General features: G+C 46.0%; 18 protein-coding genes. 13 read left to right on the top strand and 5 right to left on the bottom strand.

Features of this window, described 5'->3' with window-relative positions:
• The first annotated feature begins 30 nt into the window (after positions 1 to 30).
• From BBI11_RS08840 to BBI11_RS08800, 9 genes are all read left to right on the top strand, one after another.
• Positions 31 to 1107, top strand: a complete 1077-nt coding sequence (locus tag BBI11_RS08840; protein ID WP_068462491.1) for an undecaprenyldiphospho-muramoylpentapeptide beta-N-acetylglucosaminyltransferase — start codon at positions 31 to 33, stop codon at positions 1105 to 1107.
• Positions 1108 to 1130: 23 nt separating this feature from the next.
• A complete protein-coding gene (dapF, locus tag BBI11_RS08835) occupies positions 1131 to 2063 on the top strand; it encodes a diaminopimelate epimerase (RefSeq protein ID WP_068462489.1) in 933 nt (310 codons plus the stop codon).
• Positions 2064 to 2081: 18 nt separating this feature from the next.
• Complete coding sequence (locus BBI11_RS08830; protein WP_068462487.1) at positions 2082 to 3728, top strand: diguanylate cyclase domain-containing protein; 1647 nt, start codon at positions 2082 to 2084, stop codon at positions 3726 to 3728.
• Positions 3729 to 3972: 244 nt separating this feature from the next.
• Positions 3973 to 6801 (top strand): 2-oxoglutarate dehydrogenase E1 component, encoded by a 2829-nt coding sequence (locus BBI11_RS08825; protein WP_068462485.1) that lies wholly within the window; start codon positions 3973 to 3975, stop codon positions 6799 to 6801.
• A gap of 24 nt (positions 6802 to 6825) precedes the next feature.
• Positions 6826 to 8112, top strand: coding sequence for a 2-oxoglutarate dehydrogenase complex dihydrolipoyllysine-residue succinyltransferase (odhB, locus tag BBI11_RS08820; protein WP_068462484.1), 1287 nt, complete (start codon positions 6826 to 6828; stop codon positions 8110 to 8112).
• Positions 8113 to 8192: 80 nt separating this feature from the next.
• Entirely contained in the window at positions 8193 to 8792 is a 600-nt protein-coding gene (locus BBI11_RS08815) for a DedA family protein (RefSeq protein WP_068462481.1), read from the top strand.
• A 76-nt stretch (positions 8793 to 8868) separates the two neighbouring features.
• A complete protein-coding gene (locus BBI11_RS08810; RefSeq protein WP_068465695.1) occupies positions 8869 to 9066 on the top strand; it encodes a DUF6501 family protein in 198 nt (65 codons plus the stop codon).
• Between the two features lie 55 nt (positions 9067 to 9121).
• On the top strand, positions 9122 to 9979 hold the full coding sequence (locus tag BBI11_RS08805; RefSeq protein WP_068462479.1) for an AAA family ATPase: 858 nt from the start codon (positions 9122 to 9124) through the stop codon (positions 9977 to 9979).
• Between the two features lie 171 nt (positions 9980 to 10150).
• Positions 10151 to 11845: a vWA domain-containing protein gene (locus BBI11_RS08800; protein ID WP_237150248.1), complete on the top strand. Its 1695-nt coding sequence runs from the start codon at positions 10151 to 10153 to the stop codon at positions 11843 to 11845.
• A gap of 48 nt (positions 11846 to 11893) precedes the next feature.
• Here BBI11_RS08800 and BBI11_RS08795 read toward each other — a convergent pair whose 3' ends face one another.
• Both BBI11_RS08795 and BBI11_RS08790 read right to left on the bottom strand, forming a co-directional pair.
• Complete coding sequence (locus BBI11_RS08795) at positions 11894 to 13063, bottom strand: toxic anion resistance protein (RefSeq protein ID WP_068462477.1); 1170 nt, start codon at positions 13061 to 13063, stop codon at positions 11894 to 11896.
• Positions 13038 to 13742, bottom strand: coding sequence for a 5-bromo-4-chloroindolyl phosphate hydrolysis family protein (locus tag BBI11_RS08790; protein WP_068462476.1), 705 nt, complete (start codon positions 13740 to 13742; stop codon positions 13038 to 13040). Before BBI11_RS08790 ends, BBI11_RS08795 begins: the two co-directional genes overlap by 26 nt.
• 414 nt (positions 13743 to 14156) lie before the next feature.
• Between BBI11_RS08790 and BBI11_RS08785 the strand changes: the two genes are divergently transcribed.
• The 3 genes from BBI11_RS08785 (at position 14157) to BBI11_RS08775 (ending at position 15201) form a co-directional block, all read left to right on the top strand.
• Positions 14157 to 14357, top strand: coding sequence for a cold-shock protein (locus BBI11_RS08785; protein ID WP_033541967.1), 201 nt, complete (start codon positions 14157 to 14159; stop codon positions 14355 to 14357).
• Positions 14358 to 14493: 136 nt separating this feature from the next.
• Positions 14494 to 14700, top strand: a complete 207-nt coding sequence (locus tag BBI11_RS08780) for a cold-shock protein (RefSeq protein ID WP_068462475.1) — start codon at positions 14494 to 14496, stop codon at positions 14698 to 14700.
• Between the two features lie 24 nt (positions 14701 to 14724).
• Positions 14725 to 15201 carry a YkvA family protein gene (locus BBI11_RS08775; protein ID WP_068462472.1) on the top strand — a complete coding sequence of 159 codons (477 nt, stop codon included), beginning with the start codon at positions 14725 to 14727 and terminating at the stop codon, positions 15199 to 15201.
• A 65-nt stretch (positions 15202 to 15266) separates the two neighbouring features.
• On the opposite strand, the gene BBI11_RS08770 is transcribed toward BBI11_RS08775, so the two are convergent.
• Positions 15267 to 16874, bottom strand: coding sequence for an ABC-F family ATP-binding cassette domain-containing protein (locus tag BBI11_RS08770; RefSeq protein ID WP_068462470.1), 1608 nt, complete (start codon positions 16872 to 16874; stop codon positions 15267 to 15269).
• Between the two features lie 106 nt (positions 16875 to 16980).
• Positions 16981 to 17214 carry a hypothetical protein gene (locus BBI11_RS08765; protein WP_068462468.1) on the bottom strand — a complete coding sequence of 78 codons (234 nt, stop codon included), beginning with the start codon at positions 17212 to 17214 and terminating at the stop codon, positions 16981 to 16983.
• Positions 17215 to 17299: 85 nt separating this feature from the next.
• On the opposite strand from BBI11_RS08765, the gene BBI11_RS08760 reads away from it, so the two are divergent.
• On the top strand, positions 17300 to 18481 hold the full coding sequence (locus tag BBI11_RS08760; protein ID WP_068462466.1) for an MFS transporter: 1182 nt from the start codon (positions 17300 to 17302) through the stop codon (positions 18479 to 18481).
• Here the strand turns inward: BBI11_RS08760 and BBI11_RS08755 are convergent.
• Positions 18465 to 18764 carry a hypothetical protein gene (locus BBI11_RS08755; protein ID WP_068462464.1) on the bottom strand — a complete coding sequence of 100 codons (300 nt, stop codon included), beginning with the start codon at positions 18762 to 18764 and terminating at the stop codon, positions 18465 to 18467. The two genes, BBI11_RS08760 and BBI11_RS08755, sit on opposite strands and share 17 nt — an antisense overlap.
• Positions 18765 to 18789: the final 25 nt, after the last annotated feature.

Raw genomic sequence — 18789 nt, 5'->3', positions numbered from 1 at the left:
GTCGCGTATCGTAGGAGAGTAGGACATATAATGGAAAACAAAACAATTATCTTAACAGGCGGCGGAACAGCCGGCCATGTTTCATTGAATCAAGCCATCATTCCGGAACTGCAAAAGCTTGGGTTCCGCGTTGAATATATCGGTTCCAAAGAAGGCATCGAAAACGAATTGATCCGAGATTCCTATCCGGATGTCACTTATCACCCTATATCAAGCGGCAAACTGCGCCGGTATTTCTCAATGAAAAACTTCTCGGACCCATTCCGTGTCGGAGCAGGCCTGACGCAAGCTTTGAACATCATCCGCAAAGTGAAGCCGGTGGCAATTTTCTCAAAAGGCGGTTTTGTCTCAGTGCCGGTCGCCATGGCAGGGCGTTTGGCGGGCGTACCAGTGATTATTCACGAATCCGACGTCACCCCAGGCCTTGCGAATAAATTGGCGCTTCCGTTTGCAGACCACATTTTTACAGTCTTTAAGGAAACAATGACTCATGTACCAAAAGACAAGTCAACATGCACAGGCTCGGTCATTCGCAGTGAATTGCTCGACGGCTCTGCTGCGAGCGGCAGGGAATTATGCCATTTCGACAATACCCATAAAGTGTTGATGATTATGGGGGGGAGCCAAGGATCTGCGCTCATCAATGATGCCGTGCGTGCGAATCTGGAAACTTTGACCAAGCAATTCAACATCATTCACCTATGTGGAAAAGGCAATATCGATGAGCGCTTAGAAGGTCACGAACAATATTGCCAGTTTGAATACGTGACGCATGAATTATCGCATCTGTTGCATTTAACGGATTTGGTCGTGTCACGTGCAGGGTCGAACTCGATATTTGAATTTCTTGCACTGAAAAAACCAATGTTGCTGATTCCGTTATCAAAGCAAAAAAGCCGTGGCGACCAAATCTTAAACGCCAATTTGTTCGAAGCGCAAGGTTTTGCGCATGTATTGGAAGAAGAACAAGTGACTGCCGAAAGCTTTATGGCAGCGATTGAGCACCTAGTAGTTGAAGAAGAACAATTGATCCACGCTATGACTGAAGCGGAACCGCCAAAAACCGCCTATGAAATGGCGAAATTGGTAGCTGCCCACGCAAAATAAATTCGAGTTGAAGAGGTGTCGTTATGGAATTGCTAAAAGTACACGGTTCAATGAATACATTTTTCCTATATGAAGGAGACGATCGAGAGGATTTTCCGCACCTAACGAAGCGTTTGGCGGCACTTGACCCAGAAATCGACGGCCTTTTGACGGTCTCCCCGTCGCAGCGGGCTAATGCGAAAATGCGTGTCTTCAATACGGACGGCTCTGAAGCTTCCATGTGCGGCAATGGACTGCGTTGTGTGGCCCGCTTTGTGTGCGAGCGAGAAGGCATCGAACAGGCTGTGATCGAAACGATGAAAGCAGATTTGGCTGTGCAGAAAGAGCCGGAAATCGACGCGGGCGTAGAGATGTACGGGGTGGAGATTTCGCCGGTATCATTCCAGCTTGCCGACTTGCCTATGGCATTTGAAGCGCATGCGGAATGGCGCCAGCAAGCGCTGCCGTTTATCGATGCGGATATTCCGTTTACGGCAGTCGCCGTACCGAATCCCCATTTGATTGGGATCGTCGGCAAAGACTTGCAAAAAGACCCATCCCATCAAGAAAAATGGGCTGCATATTTCAACGGCGATAATCCGTATTTCTCGGACGGTGTCAATTTAAGCTATGTGACTCCATTAAAAGAAGGCATATTTGTGCGGACTTATGAAAGAGGCGTCGGCTTTACAGACGCTTGCGGTACGGCCATGACGGCATCTGCTCTAGTCAGCTGTCTTGCCGGGATCGTGCCGTTTGGAGACGTTTCCGTTTATAACCCAGGTGGTATGGTTAATTGTTCGGTAAAATCCGATGGCGGCGAGTATCAATTGAAGCTGAGCGGCAATGCGAGCTATCTTGGTGTTTATCGCTTTGATGCAAATGAGAAACTGGAAATGGTAAAACAGACAGATGAGCAGTCGGCTTATGAACGGTTCATTGAGAAAATCAGTGGCGCTACGGCAGAATTGAGATAATAGAAAGTGGTGGATTCGATGTCCGGACCTTTTACGAAAGAGCAAATGGATATGCTGTATGGAAAAGCGGCCAATCCAGTCTATTTTATGAGGCAGCAAGGAAATGGCTTTGTCTATATGTGGGTCAATCCGGTGTGCCAAGAGCTTTTCGGAATCGATTTAACAGGACGCACCGTCGAAGAGTGCATGCCCAGGGAATTGGCACTTGAAATTCATAAGCAGTACCGAATAGCGATCAAGCGCAATGAACGCCATCTTTACAGGGATTACAGTCTATTCTCAAACCGCAGCAGCGCCATGGAAACCGAGTTGACTCCTTTTAGCCATGAAGGTGTTCAATATGTGCTGGCCATCACGAAAGATGTATCAGAACAAAAGAAAATAGAAGAAGATTATTTGTTTTATCAATCGCTTGTTCAAAATTCAGTCGACCCGATGCTGATGATCTCAGCGGATTTCACAATCATTGATATGAACCCCGCTTATGAAAAAACTTTTGGCGTTGAGCGGTATGAATGGATCGGGCGAAAATACGATGATATCCCACAGGACAAGCAGAAATTTTTCGAAACGGGCAAACTACTCCTTGAAAACAGCCGCAGCTCTCATAAATCGAGTTCTATTTTTTTAAGCCGCATCAAAAGCGACGGGCGCGAGGCTAAGTTTTCAGCCAGTTATTCTTTGATCAAGGAAAACGGAATCATTCGGGCATTTCATGTTGTTTTCCGTGAACTGACAAATGAATTATTGCTCAAACATGAACTGAAACGGACGGAAAATCTTCTGGAAAGCTACAAAGATGCTCTGAATTACGCAGCTCTTGTGCTCATTTGGGATGATTCCGGTATGATTGAATTTGCCAACGATAACTTCAAGAGGCTCACAGGATTTGATGGCAGTGAATTGACAGGCGTAAATATTCAGTCGATTGGTCAAGCTGTTTTAACGAGGCAGCAGCTGGCCCATCTTCAATCAGCCTTGAATGAAGGAGAGATTTGGCGAAGTGAAGTGCGCAGCCTTAAGAAAAACGGCCAGGCTTTTTGGGTTGATGCCACTATCATTCCGCTATTCGATGTTGAGGGCAGAATCTATCAAACCTTATCCATCTTATTCGATATCACGGACCGAAAAGAAATGGAAGAGCAATTGCATCATATGGCTTACCATGATCCATTAACCAATTTGCCGAATCGTCGGATGATGGCGAGGCATTTTCACGAAATGGAGTCTAAAAGCAGCCGTACAGGGGACCAGGTCGCTGTGTTGTACATAGATGGCGATAAGTTCAAAGAAATCAATGATTTACACGGCCATGAAGTCGGTGATGAATTCATCCACCAATTTGCCCGCGCACTTGAGCGCAGTATACGACAACGCGATGTGGCGGCGCGTATCGGTGGAGATGAATTTCTTATCCTGCTGCCGGGCATCTCATCTTTCGATAGCCGAAAACAAATCGAAAGCATTATCTCACGCATTCAAGAAACATTGAGAGAAGGATGGCTAATCGATGGCAAGCGATTCTCACCGACTTGTTCAATTGGCAGTGCCATATATCCAGAAGATGGCATCGAGTTTGACGAATTGATTCAAAAAGCCGACCATGCGCTTTATGAAGCCAAGAAAAAAGGCGGAGGCATCGTTTGTTTTCACGGGGAAGCGTGAGTTTCTTCCATTAGGAGAGTGGAATTCTGCCCCGTCATATGCATGTAAGCGCTTCAAATCGCCTTGAGTGAATCTTTTCAATCAAAAGCATTGTTTTTTTCAGTGGAAGTAGTAAGATTGATATGGAAATTCGTTCAGTACCGCTACAGCCCTGCCGCTTTAAGTAAGGCGAGGGGCGTGCTAAAATAGGAAAGACCTATAAATAAAAGTGAATGCCATAAGGCAAATAGTTGGAGGTTATTCAATGTCTACCAATCAACCAGACACAAAATCCCCATGGAATTCCATAACCGGACCAAACTTGGGCTATGTAATGGAGATGTACGAACTTTATCAAGAGTCGCCTGAATTGATCGACCCTGAGTTTGCGGAACTATTCAAACAATATGGCCCTCCTGCAGAGCAACCGGCTGTACAGACTGGAGATGCTACAGGTGCGACTGCTAGTGCAGCAGTTGAACCAAACCGTTTTGAAAAAGTGCTTGCAGCGGTCCATTTGGCAGAAGCCATTCGCGCACACGGTCATTTGGCTTCGGATATCTATCCGTTAAAAGACCAGCCGCGGGACACAGAGAGATTGGAGATTTCGAAATACGGCTTGACCGAAGCTGATTTGAAAGATGTCCCGGTATCTCTGATTCTGGAAAATGCTCCGGCAGAAGTGAAAAACGGCTTGGACGCAATCAATTATTTGAAATCACTTTATACAGACAAAATCGCTTATGAATTCGCGCATGTAATCCAATTGCAGGAACGCAGCTGGATCCAGTCGAAAATCGAAGCGGGCGATATGAAACCGAAACTCGATGCCGACAAGAAAAAACAGGTATTGGATCTTTTGACGCGCGTTGAAGGATTTGAGAAGTTTGTCCACCGTACATTCGTCGGGCAAAAGCGTTTTTCTATTGAAGGTGTCGATTCGCTTGTCGTCTTGATGGACGAACTTGTCCGGATGTCTGAATCTGCAGGGACTGAAAACATCATGATCGGCATGGCCCATCGTGGGCGTTTGAATGTCCTGACACATATCCTCCACAAACCGTACGAAATGATGTTTGCTGGATTTGCCCATGTTGGCGATGAGGCATTTCTTCCGGAAGACGGATCGCTTGAAATCACTAAAGGCTGGTTTGGCGATGTGAAATACCATATGGGCGCAACCCATAGTTCGAAGGCGGGCACGAAAATCAAACTTGCCTATAACCCTTCTCACTTGGAAGTCGTCAGTCCGATTGTGACAGGTCAAACGCGCGCCGCACAGGAAATGGCAGATAAGAGTGGGTTGGCTTCGCAGGACCCGAATAAAGCTTATTCAATTCTCGTGCACGGCGATGCCGCGTTCCCGGGACAAGGCATCGTAACAGAAACCTTGAACTTTAGCCGCATCAAAGGTTACCAAACCGGTGGATCGATTCATATCATCGCCAATAACCTGATCGGTTTTACAACGGAGCAACACGATTCCCGTTCAACCCATTATTCATCCGATCCTGCAAAAGGATTTGAAGTTCCGGTATTGCACGTCAATGCAGACGACCCAGAAGCCGTTTTAGCGGTAGCCCGTCTAGCGTTTGAATACCGTGAGAAGTTTGGCAAAGACATCTTGATTGACCTAATCGGCTACCGCCGCTATGGCCATAACGAAATGGATGAGCCTTTGGTGACGAACCCGATGATGTACCACGGTGTTCATCAGCATGATTCAGTACGTGAATTGTACGGAAAACAATTAGCGAATGAAAGTGTATTATCAGAGGACGAGGTCAAGAAGTTGGACACAGACGTCCAAAAAATGATGCAAGAAGCGTATGACAAAGTTAAAGAAAACAAATCCGATGATCATCCGAAAGTGGAGATGCCGGAAGCTGTTTTAAACGGTTTCCCAGAAATCGAAACAGGCGTCGCCAGAGATGCTCTTGAAAAAATGAACCATGAACTTTTGTCTTGGCCACAAGACTTTTCCGCATTCGGGAAACTGGCGCGTATCTTAAAACGCCGCGAAGAGCCATTCAAAGGAAAAGGAAAAATCGATTGGGCCCATGCTGAAACATTGGCTTTCGGAGCCATTTTACAAGAAGGCAACCCAATCCGCCTGACAGGGCAAGATGCACAGCGTGGAACGTTTGCCCACCGCCACCTCGTCTTACATGATGAGAAAAACGGCAATGAGCTTGTTCCACTTCACCATATTTCCGACTCGAAAGCATCATTCGTCGTCTACAACAGCCCATTAAGTGAAGCGTCGATCCTTGGTTTCGAATACGGGTATAATGTAGAAAACGACAAAGCTTTGGTCATTTGGGAAGCCCAATATGGGGATTTCGCCAATATGGCACAAGTCATGTTCGATCAGTTCATTTCATCTGGCCGTGCAAAATGGGGCCAAAAATCCGGTCTTGTCATGCTGCTTCCGCATGGCTATGAAGGACAAGGCCCGGAACACTCCAGTGCACGTCTCGAACGTCATTTGCAAATGGCTGGGGAAAATAACTGGACAGTCGCAAATCTTTCCAGCGCAGCGAACTATTTCCACATTCTACGCCGCCAGGCTAAAATGCTTGGAGAAGAAGCCATTCGTCCATTAATCATCGTGTCGCCGAAATCACTTCTGAGACATCCGCTTGTCGGAGCTGAAGTCGATCAATTGGCAGAAGGTAAATTCGAGACAATTATCGAACAGCCGGGTATGGGGCAGGATGAGAAAAAAGTAAAACGCCTGCTATTTGCCAGCGGGAAGATGGCCATCGATTTGGCAGAACGCGTCAAAGATGGGAAAGGCTACGAATGGGCTCATATTGTTCGCGTCGAACAATTGTATCCGTTCCCGGCCGAAAAAATTAAAGCGATTGTCGACCGTTATCCAAACGCCAAGGAATTGGCTTGGGTACAAGAAGAGCCGCAAAATATGGGATCTTGGACATTCGCGGACCCTTACTTGCGTGAACTCGCAGATGGCAAAGAAGTAAAATATTATGGACGCATGAAACGCCAAAGCCCTGCAGAAGGCGACGGCGAGGCGCATAAAGTCGAACAGGCACGCATCATCGATGAAGCTTTAGCTAAATCGAAATGATGAACTTTTAAGGAGGAATTAATTGTGGCAGAGATCAAAGTACCGGAATTAGCAGAATCGATTACAGAAGGAACGATCGCCCAATGGCTCAAACAGCCAGGCGATACAGTAGAAAAAGGAGAATTCATCGTTGAACTGGAGACCGATAAAGTCAATGTTGAAGTCATCTCTGAAGAAGCGGGCGTCGTTCAAGAGTTGCTTGCAGAAGAAGGCGATACAGTAGAAGTCGGACAAGTCATCGCGACAGTCGGCGAAGGCTCTGGCGAAGCGGCAGCTTCGGCGCCTAAGGAAGAAACTAAAAAAGAAGAAGCACCAAAAGAAGACCTTGCTAAAGAAGAAGCGAAACAAGAAGCCCCTGCAGACCAGGAAGCTGCGCCTACGGAAGAAGAAAGCAGTTCTTCAGACCGTACGATTGCAAGCCCTGCTGCACGTAAATTGGCCCGTGAAAAAGGTATTGACTTGGCTTCCATTACGCCAGTAGACCCAATGGGCCGCGTACGCGTCCAAGACGTTGAAGCGCATGCTTCTAAACCGGCTGCGTCACCAGCTCCAGCGAAACAAGAAGCGCCGAAAGCTTCTGCCTCGGCAGCTCCTTCTTCTGACGAAGAAAGCGGCCGCGTCGTCCGTCAAAAAATGACGAGACGTCGTCAGACTATCGCTAAGCGTTTGCTTGAAGTAAAACAATCGACAGCGATGTTGACAACGTTCAACGAAATCGACATGACCAATGTCATGGAACTGCGCAAGCGCAAGAAAGATAAATTCCAACAAGACCATGACGTCAAACTTGGATTTATGTCATTCTTCACAAAAGCAGTTACCGCTGCATTGAAAAAATACCCATACGTCAATGCGGAAATCGATGGCACAGATGTGCTCTTGAAACAATTTTATGATGTAGGGATTGCTGTATCGACTGAAGAGGGCCTTGTTGTGCCAATCGTCCGCGATACGGACAAAAAGAACTTCGCAGAAATTGAAGCATCTATCGGCGAATTGGCAACAAAGGCACGCGACAAGAAATTGTCAATCGGCGACATGACCGGCGGATCGTTCACGATCACTAACGGCGGCGTATTCGGTTCCCTATTGTCTACACCGATCTTGAACGGTACGCAAGTCGGGATTCTCGGCATGCACACGATCCAGAAGCGCCCGATTGCAGTAGGCGACAATGTTGAAATCCGTCCGATGATGTATGTAGCACTATCATATGACCATCGCGTCATCGATGGCAGCGATTCGGTTGGTTTCTTGAAGACAGTCAAAGAATTGATCGAAAACCCAGAAGACCTATTGCTTGAATCTTAAGTTTCCATACTAAAAGACAGCTCCGTTGCGGGGCTGTCTTTTGTTGTGGGATAATGTGGTATAGAGACGGGGGATTTTGGATGGAGCTGGATTTTTTATGGGATTTGGCGATGAAATATGGATATTTAAGTATGTTCTTGGTGAATTGGCTGTTGCTGTTTGGTCTGCCAATTCCAAATGAGTTCGCTGCTGCATTCTCGGGCGTCGTGACGGAAACGAGTGATTTTCAGCCGTTTCCTTCCTTTTTATCCGCATACAGCGGCTTGATTACAAGCAATTTGTTTGCATATGGGCTCGGTTGGCTGTTTGGCCATCGATTGATCAAAAGGCTGAAGATGACTTTTTTACACAGCGGTATCGAACGATTCCAGCAGTTTTTAGCTTCTAAAGGCAGTTGGGCGATAGCTTTCAGCTTTTTTCTTCCAGGAGTACGCTGGGCGATGCCTTATGTGGTAGGGGCAGACCGCTTTCCGCTAGGCCGCTATTTATTGTTCGCGCTCCCTGCCGGATTTGTCTGGACCTTGGCCTATTTCTCGCTTGGACGCAGTTTTCCATATGCCTATGAAGCGATTCTCGGTCAACTTCAATGGTTTCTAATAGCCTTATCGATTGCTGCCGTGTTAAGTTTGCTTGCTTATTTAATTATTGTTCGAAAAAGTCGCAAGGATGGGCAAATTTGAATTCCCGGATACTTTTCCTTATACTGAGGAGAGTGGAAAAACATCAAATTCTAATGGACAGAAAAGGATGATCTCGATGATACATACTAATTGGCTGGAAAAAGAAACCGTTCGCACCGTTACGTGTAAACATACGGATGCCGCCAAATTCTTGGTGTCGAATGTGCTGACGGTTGGACAGCAGTACGATGTGAAAAATGAAACGGACGAATTCTTGTTTGTCGTCGACAACACAGGAAAAGTGGGCGGCTTTTACAAAACTTATTTCGAATGATGAACAAAAACCGATGAATCCATCGGTTTTTTCTATGGAGACAGGAGTGGAGCAGATGACGATTATTGATGAAGAAATCAAAAAACGGACGCAGCGGGACCACGCAGAAAATTCGAACCTGATAGGTGAAGGCGGCTATATCTCACCGGATGAGAATCTATGGGAGGATATCCTGACGGCGGTTGTTTTGAAAAAACCGGTTCTATTGAAAGGACCGACGGGAGCAGGGAAAACGAAGCTTGCCGAAAGTATCTCCAGCTCTTTTCAGCAACCAATCCAAAGCATCAACTGTTCGGTTGATTTGGACGCGGAAGCGTTGCTAGGGTTTAAAACTTTAGTGCAGCGTGATGGGCAAAGTGCCATCGAATTCGTGGAAGGGCCTGTTGTAACTGCGATGAAACAAGGCCATATTTTGTACATCGATGAGATCAATATGGCGAAAGCTGAAACTTTACCGATTCTTCACAGCGCACTAGACTACCGCAGAATGATGACGAATCCATTCACAGGCGAAGTAATTCAGGCACATCCTGACTTTTCGGTTGTGGCAGCCATCAACGAAGGATATATCGGCACCTCGCCAATGAATGAAGCGCTGAAAAACCGCTTTATTTCCTATCCGGTTCCTTATTTATCCGGAGAACAGCTACGGGGCCTATGGGACCGGGAATTTCCGGATGCCGACCCGAAGCTGAAAACCTTCATGCTAGATTTGGCATCAGATTTGATGAAGCAAGTGGAGACTGGCCTCATGTCAGAAGAAGCCGCTTCAATTCGAAGCTTGCTCGATGCGACAGCACTCGCTCTTCATATCGATCCATTGCGCGCTGTCCGCTACGCCATCGCAGAAAAGCTGGATGACGAAAGTGAACGAGAGTTGCTAATGGATTTGGCAAATACGTGGCGAAAGTAGGGATGCAGGATGACTTCAATCAATCGCTTTATCCAATTTAATAACGAAACGGTTGATACGAGGCTCCTGAATCGGATGGAACAGCTTGCGAGAGCGTTATCATCCGCGCCTTACCTAAGGCTGACCACAAGGAAGCTCTGGGAATTTAGGCCATCGGAAGGTGCAGTTTCCATGAGCGTATTCTGGCGCCATCGCCCAAGAGAGATTGAAAGTGCTGGATATCTATCCGATATTTATTTAGTGAGCGCCGGATTTTGGCGCCATTTCAACTTGGGTTCCTGGCGGCGTTTTCAGCAGACAGAGACTAGTTTGCCAGAATTGGCTGAGCAATTACTGCTGATGGCTGAAGAATTTCGATTGAGTGACCGCATTGTAGCGGAACGCCCAGGGACCAAACACGCTTTTGAAGTGAGAGAACAAATCGTCTCCGGGTTTCAGTCCGACCAGCTAGAGCAAAATCGCAAAAAAGGGTTTTGGGCCGATGCTTTCCTGAATGCCGCTTATTTGAAATTGCGCGGCAAAGAGGTAAGTCTAAGCGATGAATTGGATCCTTTGTTCTTGATATGGACAGAATTATTCAGCGCCAATTCTACTGAAGACTCTGTCCGTACCATCCATAAGGTCTTGCCACAGCTAGAATATTTGCTGGGGGCCGATGCGCTCCATACGTATTATACGTTCGGGGAACCGGCGGATAAAATGCCGCCGCCAAGGTATCATGAAGGCATTGAAGCAGAGCAATCTGAAGAGGATGAAGAAATCGATACGATTGAAGAATGGTTCCAATCGTGGCATCGCGAGACCGAATTGAATGATGCGGCAGCTCTGGAGTATGAACTCGAGCGTGGTGACTCAAAGCTTGCTGATGGCGGCAGGGAAGATGAGGGCGCTGGGGAAGTTGAACAAACCGGATCTGGTGAATCGCAAGGCGAGCACCGTGAAGATAATTTGGCTGATGAACAGAGAAAAGATGAAAAGAAACCGAAAAAAGCAAATGGCCGTTTTGGCTCTGCTAATGACGGTGTTGTTTATTATGAATCGCGCATTGAGGCTTTGCCTTTAGACCGCCAGCAGTTGCAGCGTTGGCGCAGCCAACAAGCGCCATTTGTGCGTGCGTTGCTGAAGGAAATGCAAAAGCGCATGCAGCAACGTATTGAAAGCGAGCGGACGAATTTGCATGCTGGTCGGTTATCGAAAAACTTATTACCGCTCGTTACCGACGAGCGACCAAAACCCTTCTACCGCAAGACCGCGCCTTCAAAACAATTGGATGCAGTATTTAGCTTAATGATCGACGGGTCCGCATCAATGATTGACAAGCTCGACGAAACGAAGCAGGCTGTGTTGTTGTTTCATGATGTGCTCAGGGCACTTAAAATTCCGCATGAAATCGCTGTTTTTTACGAAGATGCCTATGAGGCAGGAGACGCGCAACAACCCAATTATTTTGAATGGCTGCATAAATTTACTGACGGCTCGTCCGATCACGCAGCAGAAATTCTTTCGCTCGATGCCCACGAAGACAACCGCGATGGGTTTGCGATTCGCTGGATGGCCGATCGCTTGAAAGTGCGGCCGGAAAAGCATCGCTTTATGCTGGTTTTTTCAGATGGAGAACCATCTGCCTATAATTATGCCGACAATGGCATTATCGATACGTCACAGGCGGTTTCAGAAACCGAGAAAATGGGGATCGAAGTGATGCATCTATTCCTAAGCAGGGAATCGACTAGCGAAGAACAAGCTGCATTTTATCGGATGCTGTACGGCAACAAGTCGGTCAGCGCTGATTCGCTGGAGCAGTTTGTCGAACAGACATTGCGATTATTGAAACGCACCTTGCATTTGGTCGTACAGTCATCATAGGAATCATTTGAAAACCCCCTCCGCGCTTTTTTTGCGGAGGGGGTTTGGTCAGTTCTTTTCTTGTCCGTCGTGAATGGCGAGCAAGCGCTGTTTCAAGTCTTCTTCCATACGGCCAATTTCCAACTCTGCCGCTTTGCGGTTGCGTCGGCCTTCAGCCTGTATTTTCAAAGTCTCTTCAATCGTTTCAAGCAAATTCTCTTGCGTTTGCTTTAAAGTCTCGATCTCGACGATGCCGCGCTCGTTTTCCCGTGCGGTTTCGATTGAGTTCATCTTGAGCATTTCTGAGTTTTTCAAAAGCAGCTCGTTTGTCGTAGCAGTTACTTGTTTTTGCGCCTCGACTGCTTTCATTTGTTTGTTTAAAGTTAATGCGATGGCAATCTGATTTTTCCATAATGGAATGGACGTCATGATCGACGATTGGATTTTTTCAGCAAGTGTTTGATTGGTTTGCTGAATCATGCGGATTTGAGGCGCGCTTTGGATGGTGATTTGGCGCGACAATTGCAAGTCATACAGGCGTTTTTCCAAACGATCGACATACTGGACCATATCGTTCACTTCCTGATAGGCCATCTGATCATTAGAGGCTTCGGCTTTTTTCCGTAGAGCGGGTATCGTTTCGTTCATGATTTCATCACGCTTGATTTCAGCTGCCGCGATATAGACGTTCAAGGCCTGGAAGTAGGTCTTGTTCTGGTCATATAATTGCTCGAGCATCTGGACATCTTCCAATAATCCCCGTTTTGAATGATCGAGCTGAATGCTGATGCGATCAACTTGTGTGCTCAACTTTTGGTATTTGCTCATCATTTCCTGGACCGAGTACTTGGCGCGGTTAAACACTTTTCGAAGCCCTTTTTGCTTTTTCTGTGTTAGTTCCTCGGGGTTCAATTGTTCGAGTTTTTTCATCAGGTCATGAAGGACATCGCCGACAGGACCGATATCTTTTCGCTGCACATGATCGAGCATTTTATGAGAAAACTGACTCAGCTGATTTTGAGCATTCGCGCCGTAGGTTAGAATGGCTTCGTGGTTGCCGGTTGGGATTTGTTTGGCCAGTTCACGCGCCTTATCCTGCTCTTCAGCACTCAAGCGGTCGAGCAGTGCAACTGGTTGTCCTTCCGTTTGCGCTATTTGTGTTTGCTGGGATGAGGGCTCCATGCCAAAAGGGGTTCCTAATAGTTCATCCAACTCATTTTTCGTCTGGTTGTTGGTCATTTTCCATGTCTCCTTTACGTTCGATTTGCTGTTGATGGTCAATCGATCTCGTATGGTGTTGGTCGACAGCGAGGCGCGCATAATCGAGTTCCATGCGCAATTGCTCGACATCGGTAGACAGCACGCGTTTTAGATCTGCTTCCATTACATGTTGCAGTGACCGAAGCATTTCGCGAGTGTCTTGCAAGGCGATGCGCATTTCCATGTCTTTTACAGGCTGTCCTACCAATAATGTATATTTTCCGGTCAATTCGATGGCTGAATCTAAATGGGAGTAGAAGAATGGCTCAGCCAGATAGAATTTCCGTGGATTTTGCTGAACAATGAGCAAGATTTTATTGGCGATTTTGACCATATCCATCAATTGTTTGAAAGAGGAAATGGACCGCACTTTATAATATTGGCTTTGCAAAGTTTTAATTTTTTCTTTACCTTCCTTAATTTGCACACGAACATGTCGGTATTCGCTTCTGGTCATACCGAGTTGCTTGGAATCGCTCGATAGCTGGTATTGCTTTAGCGATGTATTGCTGGCAATATAAGTGCCAGCAGCAACAGCACCAGAGGCGAGGAGCCCGATTTCTGCGCCCAAATAAAGGATGGGAAACATAGCGGACACAAGAGGGAGGCTGACCGATTGTCTTTTAATGAAGTTTTCGATCGGCTTGATTGGTTTCATGCTATAACCTCCTTAACGGCTACTAAACTATACGTGCAACGCAGGAAAAAGTTTCATCATGCGCATTTCTATCCCTTATTTTACGTGAATGGCAGAACCAATACAAACTTCTGGACCGTGTATTGACTAGCACATAAATCCTTTACAAATTCCCATATATTTGGCACAATGTTGATAAGGAATTAAATCGAAGAAAAAAAGCAAGTTGGAAAAAAATTAGAAAGTTTTTAGATTTGTTTGACTTTTGTACTCAATTTGGTATAATTAAGGTAATTCAACATATGAACTTCCGCAACAGCTATTCACATATTCCCAAAAGTGATCAGCACGTGTCGGTACTTTTGGGAATATGTGAATTTTTTTATGAAAGTTCGCATATTGAAAAATTTTGTTTACCACAGGAGGTAATTTAAGATGCAAGAAGGTACAGTAAAATGGTTTAACTCAGAAAAAGGTTTTGGCTTTATCGAAGTTGAAGGCGGCGACGATGTATTCGTACATTTCTCAGCTATTCAAGGCGAAGGCTTTAAAACTCTTGACGAAGGACAACGCGTAGAATTTGAAGTAGAGGAAGGCAACCGCGGACCTCAAGCTACTAACGTAACTAAACTTTAATTCTCCAATCCAAGAACTGCCCTTGTGGCAGTTCTTTTTTTAGTGCATTTATTGAGCGGTAGCCATTGTTTAATCTTCCTGCCTTTTCGGGTATATCTAAAATAGATTGCCAAGAATGATAGAGGGGGATAAATCAATGCAAGGTAAAGTGAAAGAGTTTAATGATGATAAAGGATTTGGCTATATCGAAGGTGATACAGGTGAAGTATTTTACTTCGAAACCATCAATATCAATGAAGAAGGCTTCCGCCGCTTCATGCCAAATCAGCACGTTGAGTTTACCATTTATGACGGGGCGCCAGGAAAAGAGCGTGTGGCGACAAATGTCACATTGGTGTTCTAATTGCCGGATGAAGGGGGAACATATATGGAGAACGAGTATTTAAGCAAACCATTGCCAAGTGAAGAAAAACAACGAGATTTCTATCAAAAGCTGCGGGTTAAAGTACACAATTGGCTGGAGAGTAAATCTTCGAAAATGGATTCTGCCGCTCAGTTTGTCTTGTTTGCGCCAGACCTTTTTCATCTATTGACTCGCCTATTGCTCGATAGCCGAATCGATAAGAAAAGCAAAGCTTATGTCGGGGCAGGTGTACTGTATTTCATGGCGCCGATTGATTTTCTTCCGGAAATCCTCGTCGGTCCTGGAGGGTTCATGGACGATGTAATCGTTGCGGTATACGTCATCAATATGGTGTTGAACCGATTCCCGAAAGAAGTCGTGACAGAACACTGGGCAGGCGATGAAGACCTATTGAAAGTCCTCAGCAAACTGGCGAACTCTGGTGACCGGTGGGCTGCGAAATTGCCGGCTGGAAAAGCAGTGAAGCGCTTTTTGAAATAAACGAATGACACATAAAAAACCCCTCAGAAATTTTCATTTCTGAGGGGTTTTGGTGTATTCGGAACTTATTTGGCAATGCCTTGCGTTTCTTTCCATTCCAAAAATTCATCATACGTTAATTGCTTATCAAGGATCGAACCATCTTCTTGAATTTCGATCACGCGATTGGCAACGGTTTGGATAAACTGATGGTCATGGGAAGTGAAGACCATGGCGCCTTTGAACGCGATCATGCCGTTATTCAAGGCTTGAATCGATTCGAGGTCCAAGTGGTTAGTTGGTTCATCCAATAATAGAACATTGGCATGAGACAGCATCATTTTCGATAGCATGCAGCGTACTTTTTCGCCACCAGACAAAACAGAAGGTTTCTTTTTGACTTCTTCACCGGAGAATAGCATTCTGCCGAGGAAGCCGCGAAGGAAAGTCTCGCTTTCGTCTTCTGGAGAGTACTGGCGCAGCCAATCCACTAAAGAAGTCTCGCTGCCTTCGAAGTATTCAGTATTGTCGATCGGCAAATAGGCACGTGAAGTCGTAACACCCCAACGGGCTGAACCTGAAGCCGGTTCGTCTTCTCCAGCAAGTACACGAAGGAGCGCAGATTTCGCCAATGGGTCACCCATCAAAACGATCTTGTCGTCTTTATTCAAATTAAAGCTGATGTTGTTCAATAATTGATTGCCATCAACGGTTTGGCTTAAGTCTTTCACTGTCAATACATCATTGCCGATTTCACGGCCGATGGTGAAGTTGACAAACGGATATTTGCGGGAAGATGGGCGAATATCGTCCAACTCGATTTTATCAAGCATTTTCTTCCGTGAAGTTGCTTGCTTCGATTTCGAGGCATTGGCGGAGAAGCGTGCGATAAAGGCTTGAAGCTCTTTAATCTTTTCTTCTTTTTTCGAATTCTGGTCAGATGCCAAACGCGTAGCCAACTGGCTGGACTCATACCAAAAGTCGTAGTTTCCGACGTATAGCTGAATTTTTCCGAAATCGAGGTCGGCGATATGCGTACAAACTTTGTTCAGGAAGTGACGGTCATGCGAAACAACGATGACGGTGTTGTCAAAGTTGATCAAGAATTCTTCCAGCCATTGGATCGCTTTCAAGTCCAAGTGGTTGGTCGGCTCATCCAATAGAAGAACATCGGGTTTGCCGAATAGAGCTTGTGCCAAAAGCACTTTAACTTTATCGGATCCGGATAGTTCCGACATTTTCTTGTCGTGAAGAGCCTCGGTAATACCAAGTCCTTGCAATAAGATGGCAGCTTCCGATTCAGCTTCCCAGCCGTTCAATTCTGCGAATTCGCCTTCGAGTTCAGCGGCACGCATGCCATCCTCGTCAGAGAAATCTTCTTTCATATAAATGGCATTCTTCTCAGACATGACTTCGTAAAGTTTTTTATGGCCCATGATGACCGTCTCAAGAACTGCATGCTCTTCATATTCAAAATGGTTTTGCTTCAAAACGGCTAAGCGTTCACCAGAGCCCATAGAAACATTTCCGGATTGTGCTTCAAGTTCACCGGCAAGAATTTTGATGAACGTCGATTTGCCGGCACCGTTTGCACCGATTAAGCCGTAGCAATTGCCTGGGTTGAACTGGATGTTGACATCTTCAAATAATTTGCGGTCGCCAAAACGCAAAGATACATCGTTTACTGCTATCATTATTATTCGTCCTCCTAAAATTCACAATATGAATAGTATAACACGAATACACCCTAAACCGGTAGCGTTCAAAGCCTGCGTCAGCTAAACTAATAGAGGATAAGCGTTACCGGCTTTTTCGCTGGAGGTAAGCATCCAATTGGCCGAATTCTTTGTTCAGCAGGTACTCCATCTGTACATACTCACGCCTGCCCGGTATATGTTCTGGCGTCAGGCCTTTCATGGAATAAATAAAGTAATATCCGCCGATTTGGCGGAATAGCACAACTACGTGCGGAAATTCATCAAAAGTGGCTTTGATATTATATCGTTTTGCGTAGCTCCAATTTATGAGCTTCATCCAGCAACCCGCCTTTCGAGTCTTATTTTAAGGCAAGCGGCGGCAGGAACACAAGTTTGGTGCTGAGGGATAAGGAGAGAAGTGAATGAGGAAAGTTGGAAAAAAATCAGCTTTAGCAAGCGTCATTTTTGCCATTCTTTTAGTATCGCTTAATTTAAGGCCTGCCATTTCTTCGATCGGCCCTATGCTCGAGCCGATTCGAACGGATTTGTCATTAAGCAATGGACAAGTCAGTTTATTGACCGCTGTTCCAGTTCTTTGTATGGGATTGTTCGCGCCATTTGCGATCGTTTTTAATCGCCGCTTTGGCTTTAAGCGTTCCATCGGGTTTTTATTGGTTATCATTGGCTTGTTTACTTTAGGCCGAGGCTTCTGGCCCAGCTATTTTAATTTATTGCTTAGCTCGTTTTTTATCGGCATCGCTATTGCCATTATTGGGCCGATGCTCTCCGCCATGATTAAACGGGATTTTCCGAACCGGACAGCTTCCTTGATTGGCGTCTATTCATTTGGTATGGGACTCGGTGCAACACTTGCGGCAGGGTTCACGAGTGTCGTTTATTCGGCGTATGGTTGGCCGGCTGGACTTGCGATTTGGTCGGGCCTGGCACTTGCTGCTCTCATCGTTTGGCTAAGAACGACTGAACCGAAGTCAGATATGGACGACGGGCAAGTGGTGCCGGAAAGCACATTGATAATCGCAAGAAGCCCGTGGAAAAGCTTGAAAGCATGGTATATGTTGTTGTTTTTCGGCTTCCAATCTGCTTTCTTTTTCTCGATGTTGACTTGGCTTGCGCCAATCGCGATCGACAAAGGCTTAAGCGTCCTTGCGGCGGGTGCAGTCGTTACTGTTATGACCGCTGTGCAAATCGTCTGCAATATTTCCATTCCGCTTCTTTTCAGCCGGTACCCGAATCGCTTCCATTGGGTATTGGCAGTGCTGTCATTCGGAACCGCCGGCATTTTATTGCTGATGTTTGCCGGGACTTGGTCGGTATGGCTGGCGGCAGCGTTGATTGGCGTGGCGCTCGGTGGTTTGTTTCCGATTGCCTTGTTATTGCCGCTTGATGCGACAGATTCGGCTGATGAAGCGAATAGCTGGGCTGCGATGACACAATCCGGTGGCTATTTGATCTCAGCATTTATGCCTTTTATTATCGGCGTAGTATATGACCATACAGGCAACCACGACATTAGCTTATGGCTGTTCTTGTCATTTGTGTTCTTTATGATTCTCTTTGCTTATTTGCTCAATAGAAAAGCTTGATCGTTTGTTTTTCAGCCAGCGCGACAGCCATCCACGAAAAGTATAGGGACAGAAGCGGGAACAAGATGGCCCAGGAAGCGATCATCATCTGCGGAATATCAGCTTCAGGAAGGATGATCGAAAAATACCAGTAATTCAGTTCCAGAGCTGAGATGAGGGTGACAAGCGGGCCAATATAAACACGGCTTGATAAGAGAGCGGATACGACACCAAGCAAAATGACAACAGGTGGGAAGAGGAACAATTGCACAAAAGAGATATCCAAGGTACTAAGCCAGTGCATGTTTTTGCCTCCTGTAGAACGCAAA

Source organism: Planococcus maritimus (assembly GCF_001687625.2).
GTDB lineage: Bacteria > Bacillota > Bacilli > Bacillales_A > Planococcaceae > Planococcus > Planococcus maritimus.
This window is presented reverse-complemented; position numbering and strand designations above follow the sequence as displayed.

Coding starts and splice junctions, on each gene's coding strand:
- BBI11_RS08795 (WP_068462477.1), bottom strand. CDS start 13,063: ATGACCAACAACCAGACGAAAAATGAGTTGGATGAACTATTAGGAACC.
- BBI11_RS08800 (WP_237150248.1), top strand. CDS start 10,151: ATGAGCGTATTCTGGCGCCATCGCCCAAGAGAGATTGAAAGTGCTGGA.
- BBI11_RS08775 (WP_068462472.1), top strand. CDS start 14,725: ATGGAGAACGAGTATTTAAGCAAACCATTGCCAAGTGAAGAAAAACAA.
- BBI11_RS08755 (WP_068462464.1), bottom strand. CDS start 18,764: ATGCACTGGCTTAGTACCTTGGATATCTCTTTTGTGCAATTGTTCCTC.
- BBI11_RS08825 (WP_068462485.1), top strand. CDS start 3,973: ATGTCTACCAATCAACCAGACACAAAATCCCCATGGAATTCCATAACC.
- BBI11_RS08840 (WP_068462491.1), top strand. CDS start 31: ATGGAAAACAAAACAATTATCTTAACAGGCGGCGGAACAGCCGGCCAT.
- BBI11_RS08830 (WP_068462487.1), top strand. CDS start 2,082: ATGTCCGGACCTTTTACGAAAGAGCAAATGGATATGCTGTATGGAAAA.
- BBI11_RS08760 (WP_068462466.1), top strand. CDS start 17,300: ATGAGGAAAGTTGGAAAAAAATCAGCTTTAGCAAGCGTCATTTTTGCC.
- BBI11_RS08810 (WP_068465695.1), top strand. CDS start 8,869: ATGATACATACTAATTGGCTGGAAAAAGAAACCGTTCGCACCGTTACG.
- dapF (WP_068462489.1), top strand. CDS start 1,131: ATGGAATTGCTAAAAGTACACGGTTCAATGAATACATTTTTCCTATAT.
- BBI11_RS08805 (WP_068462479.1), top strand. CDS start 9,122: ATGACGATTATTGATGAAGAAATCAAAAAACGGACGCAGCGGGACCAC.
- BBI11_RS08780 (WP_068462475.1), top strand. CDS start 14,494: ATGCAAGGTAAAGTGAAAGAGTTTAATGATGATAAAGGATTTGGCTAT.
- BBI11_RS08785 (WP_033541967.1), top strand. CDS start 14,157: ATGCAAGAAGGTACAGTAAAATGGTTTAACTCAGAAAAAGGTTTTGGC.
- BBI11_RS08765 (WP_068462468.1), bottom strand. CDS start 17,214: ATGAAGCTCATAAATTGGAGCTACGCAAAACGATATAATATCAAAGCC.
- BBI11_RS08815 (WP_068462481.1), top strand. CDS start 8,193: ATGGAGCTGGATTTTTTATGGGATTTGGCGATGAAATATGGATATTTA.
- BBI11_RS08790 (WP_068462476.1), bottom strand. CDS start 13,742: ATGAAACCAATCAAGCCGATCGAAAACTTCATTAAAAGACAATCGGTC.
- BBI11_RS08770 (WP_068462470.1), bottom strand. CDS start 16,874: ATGATAGCAGTAAACGATGTATCTTTGCGTTTTGGCGACCGCAAATTA.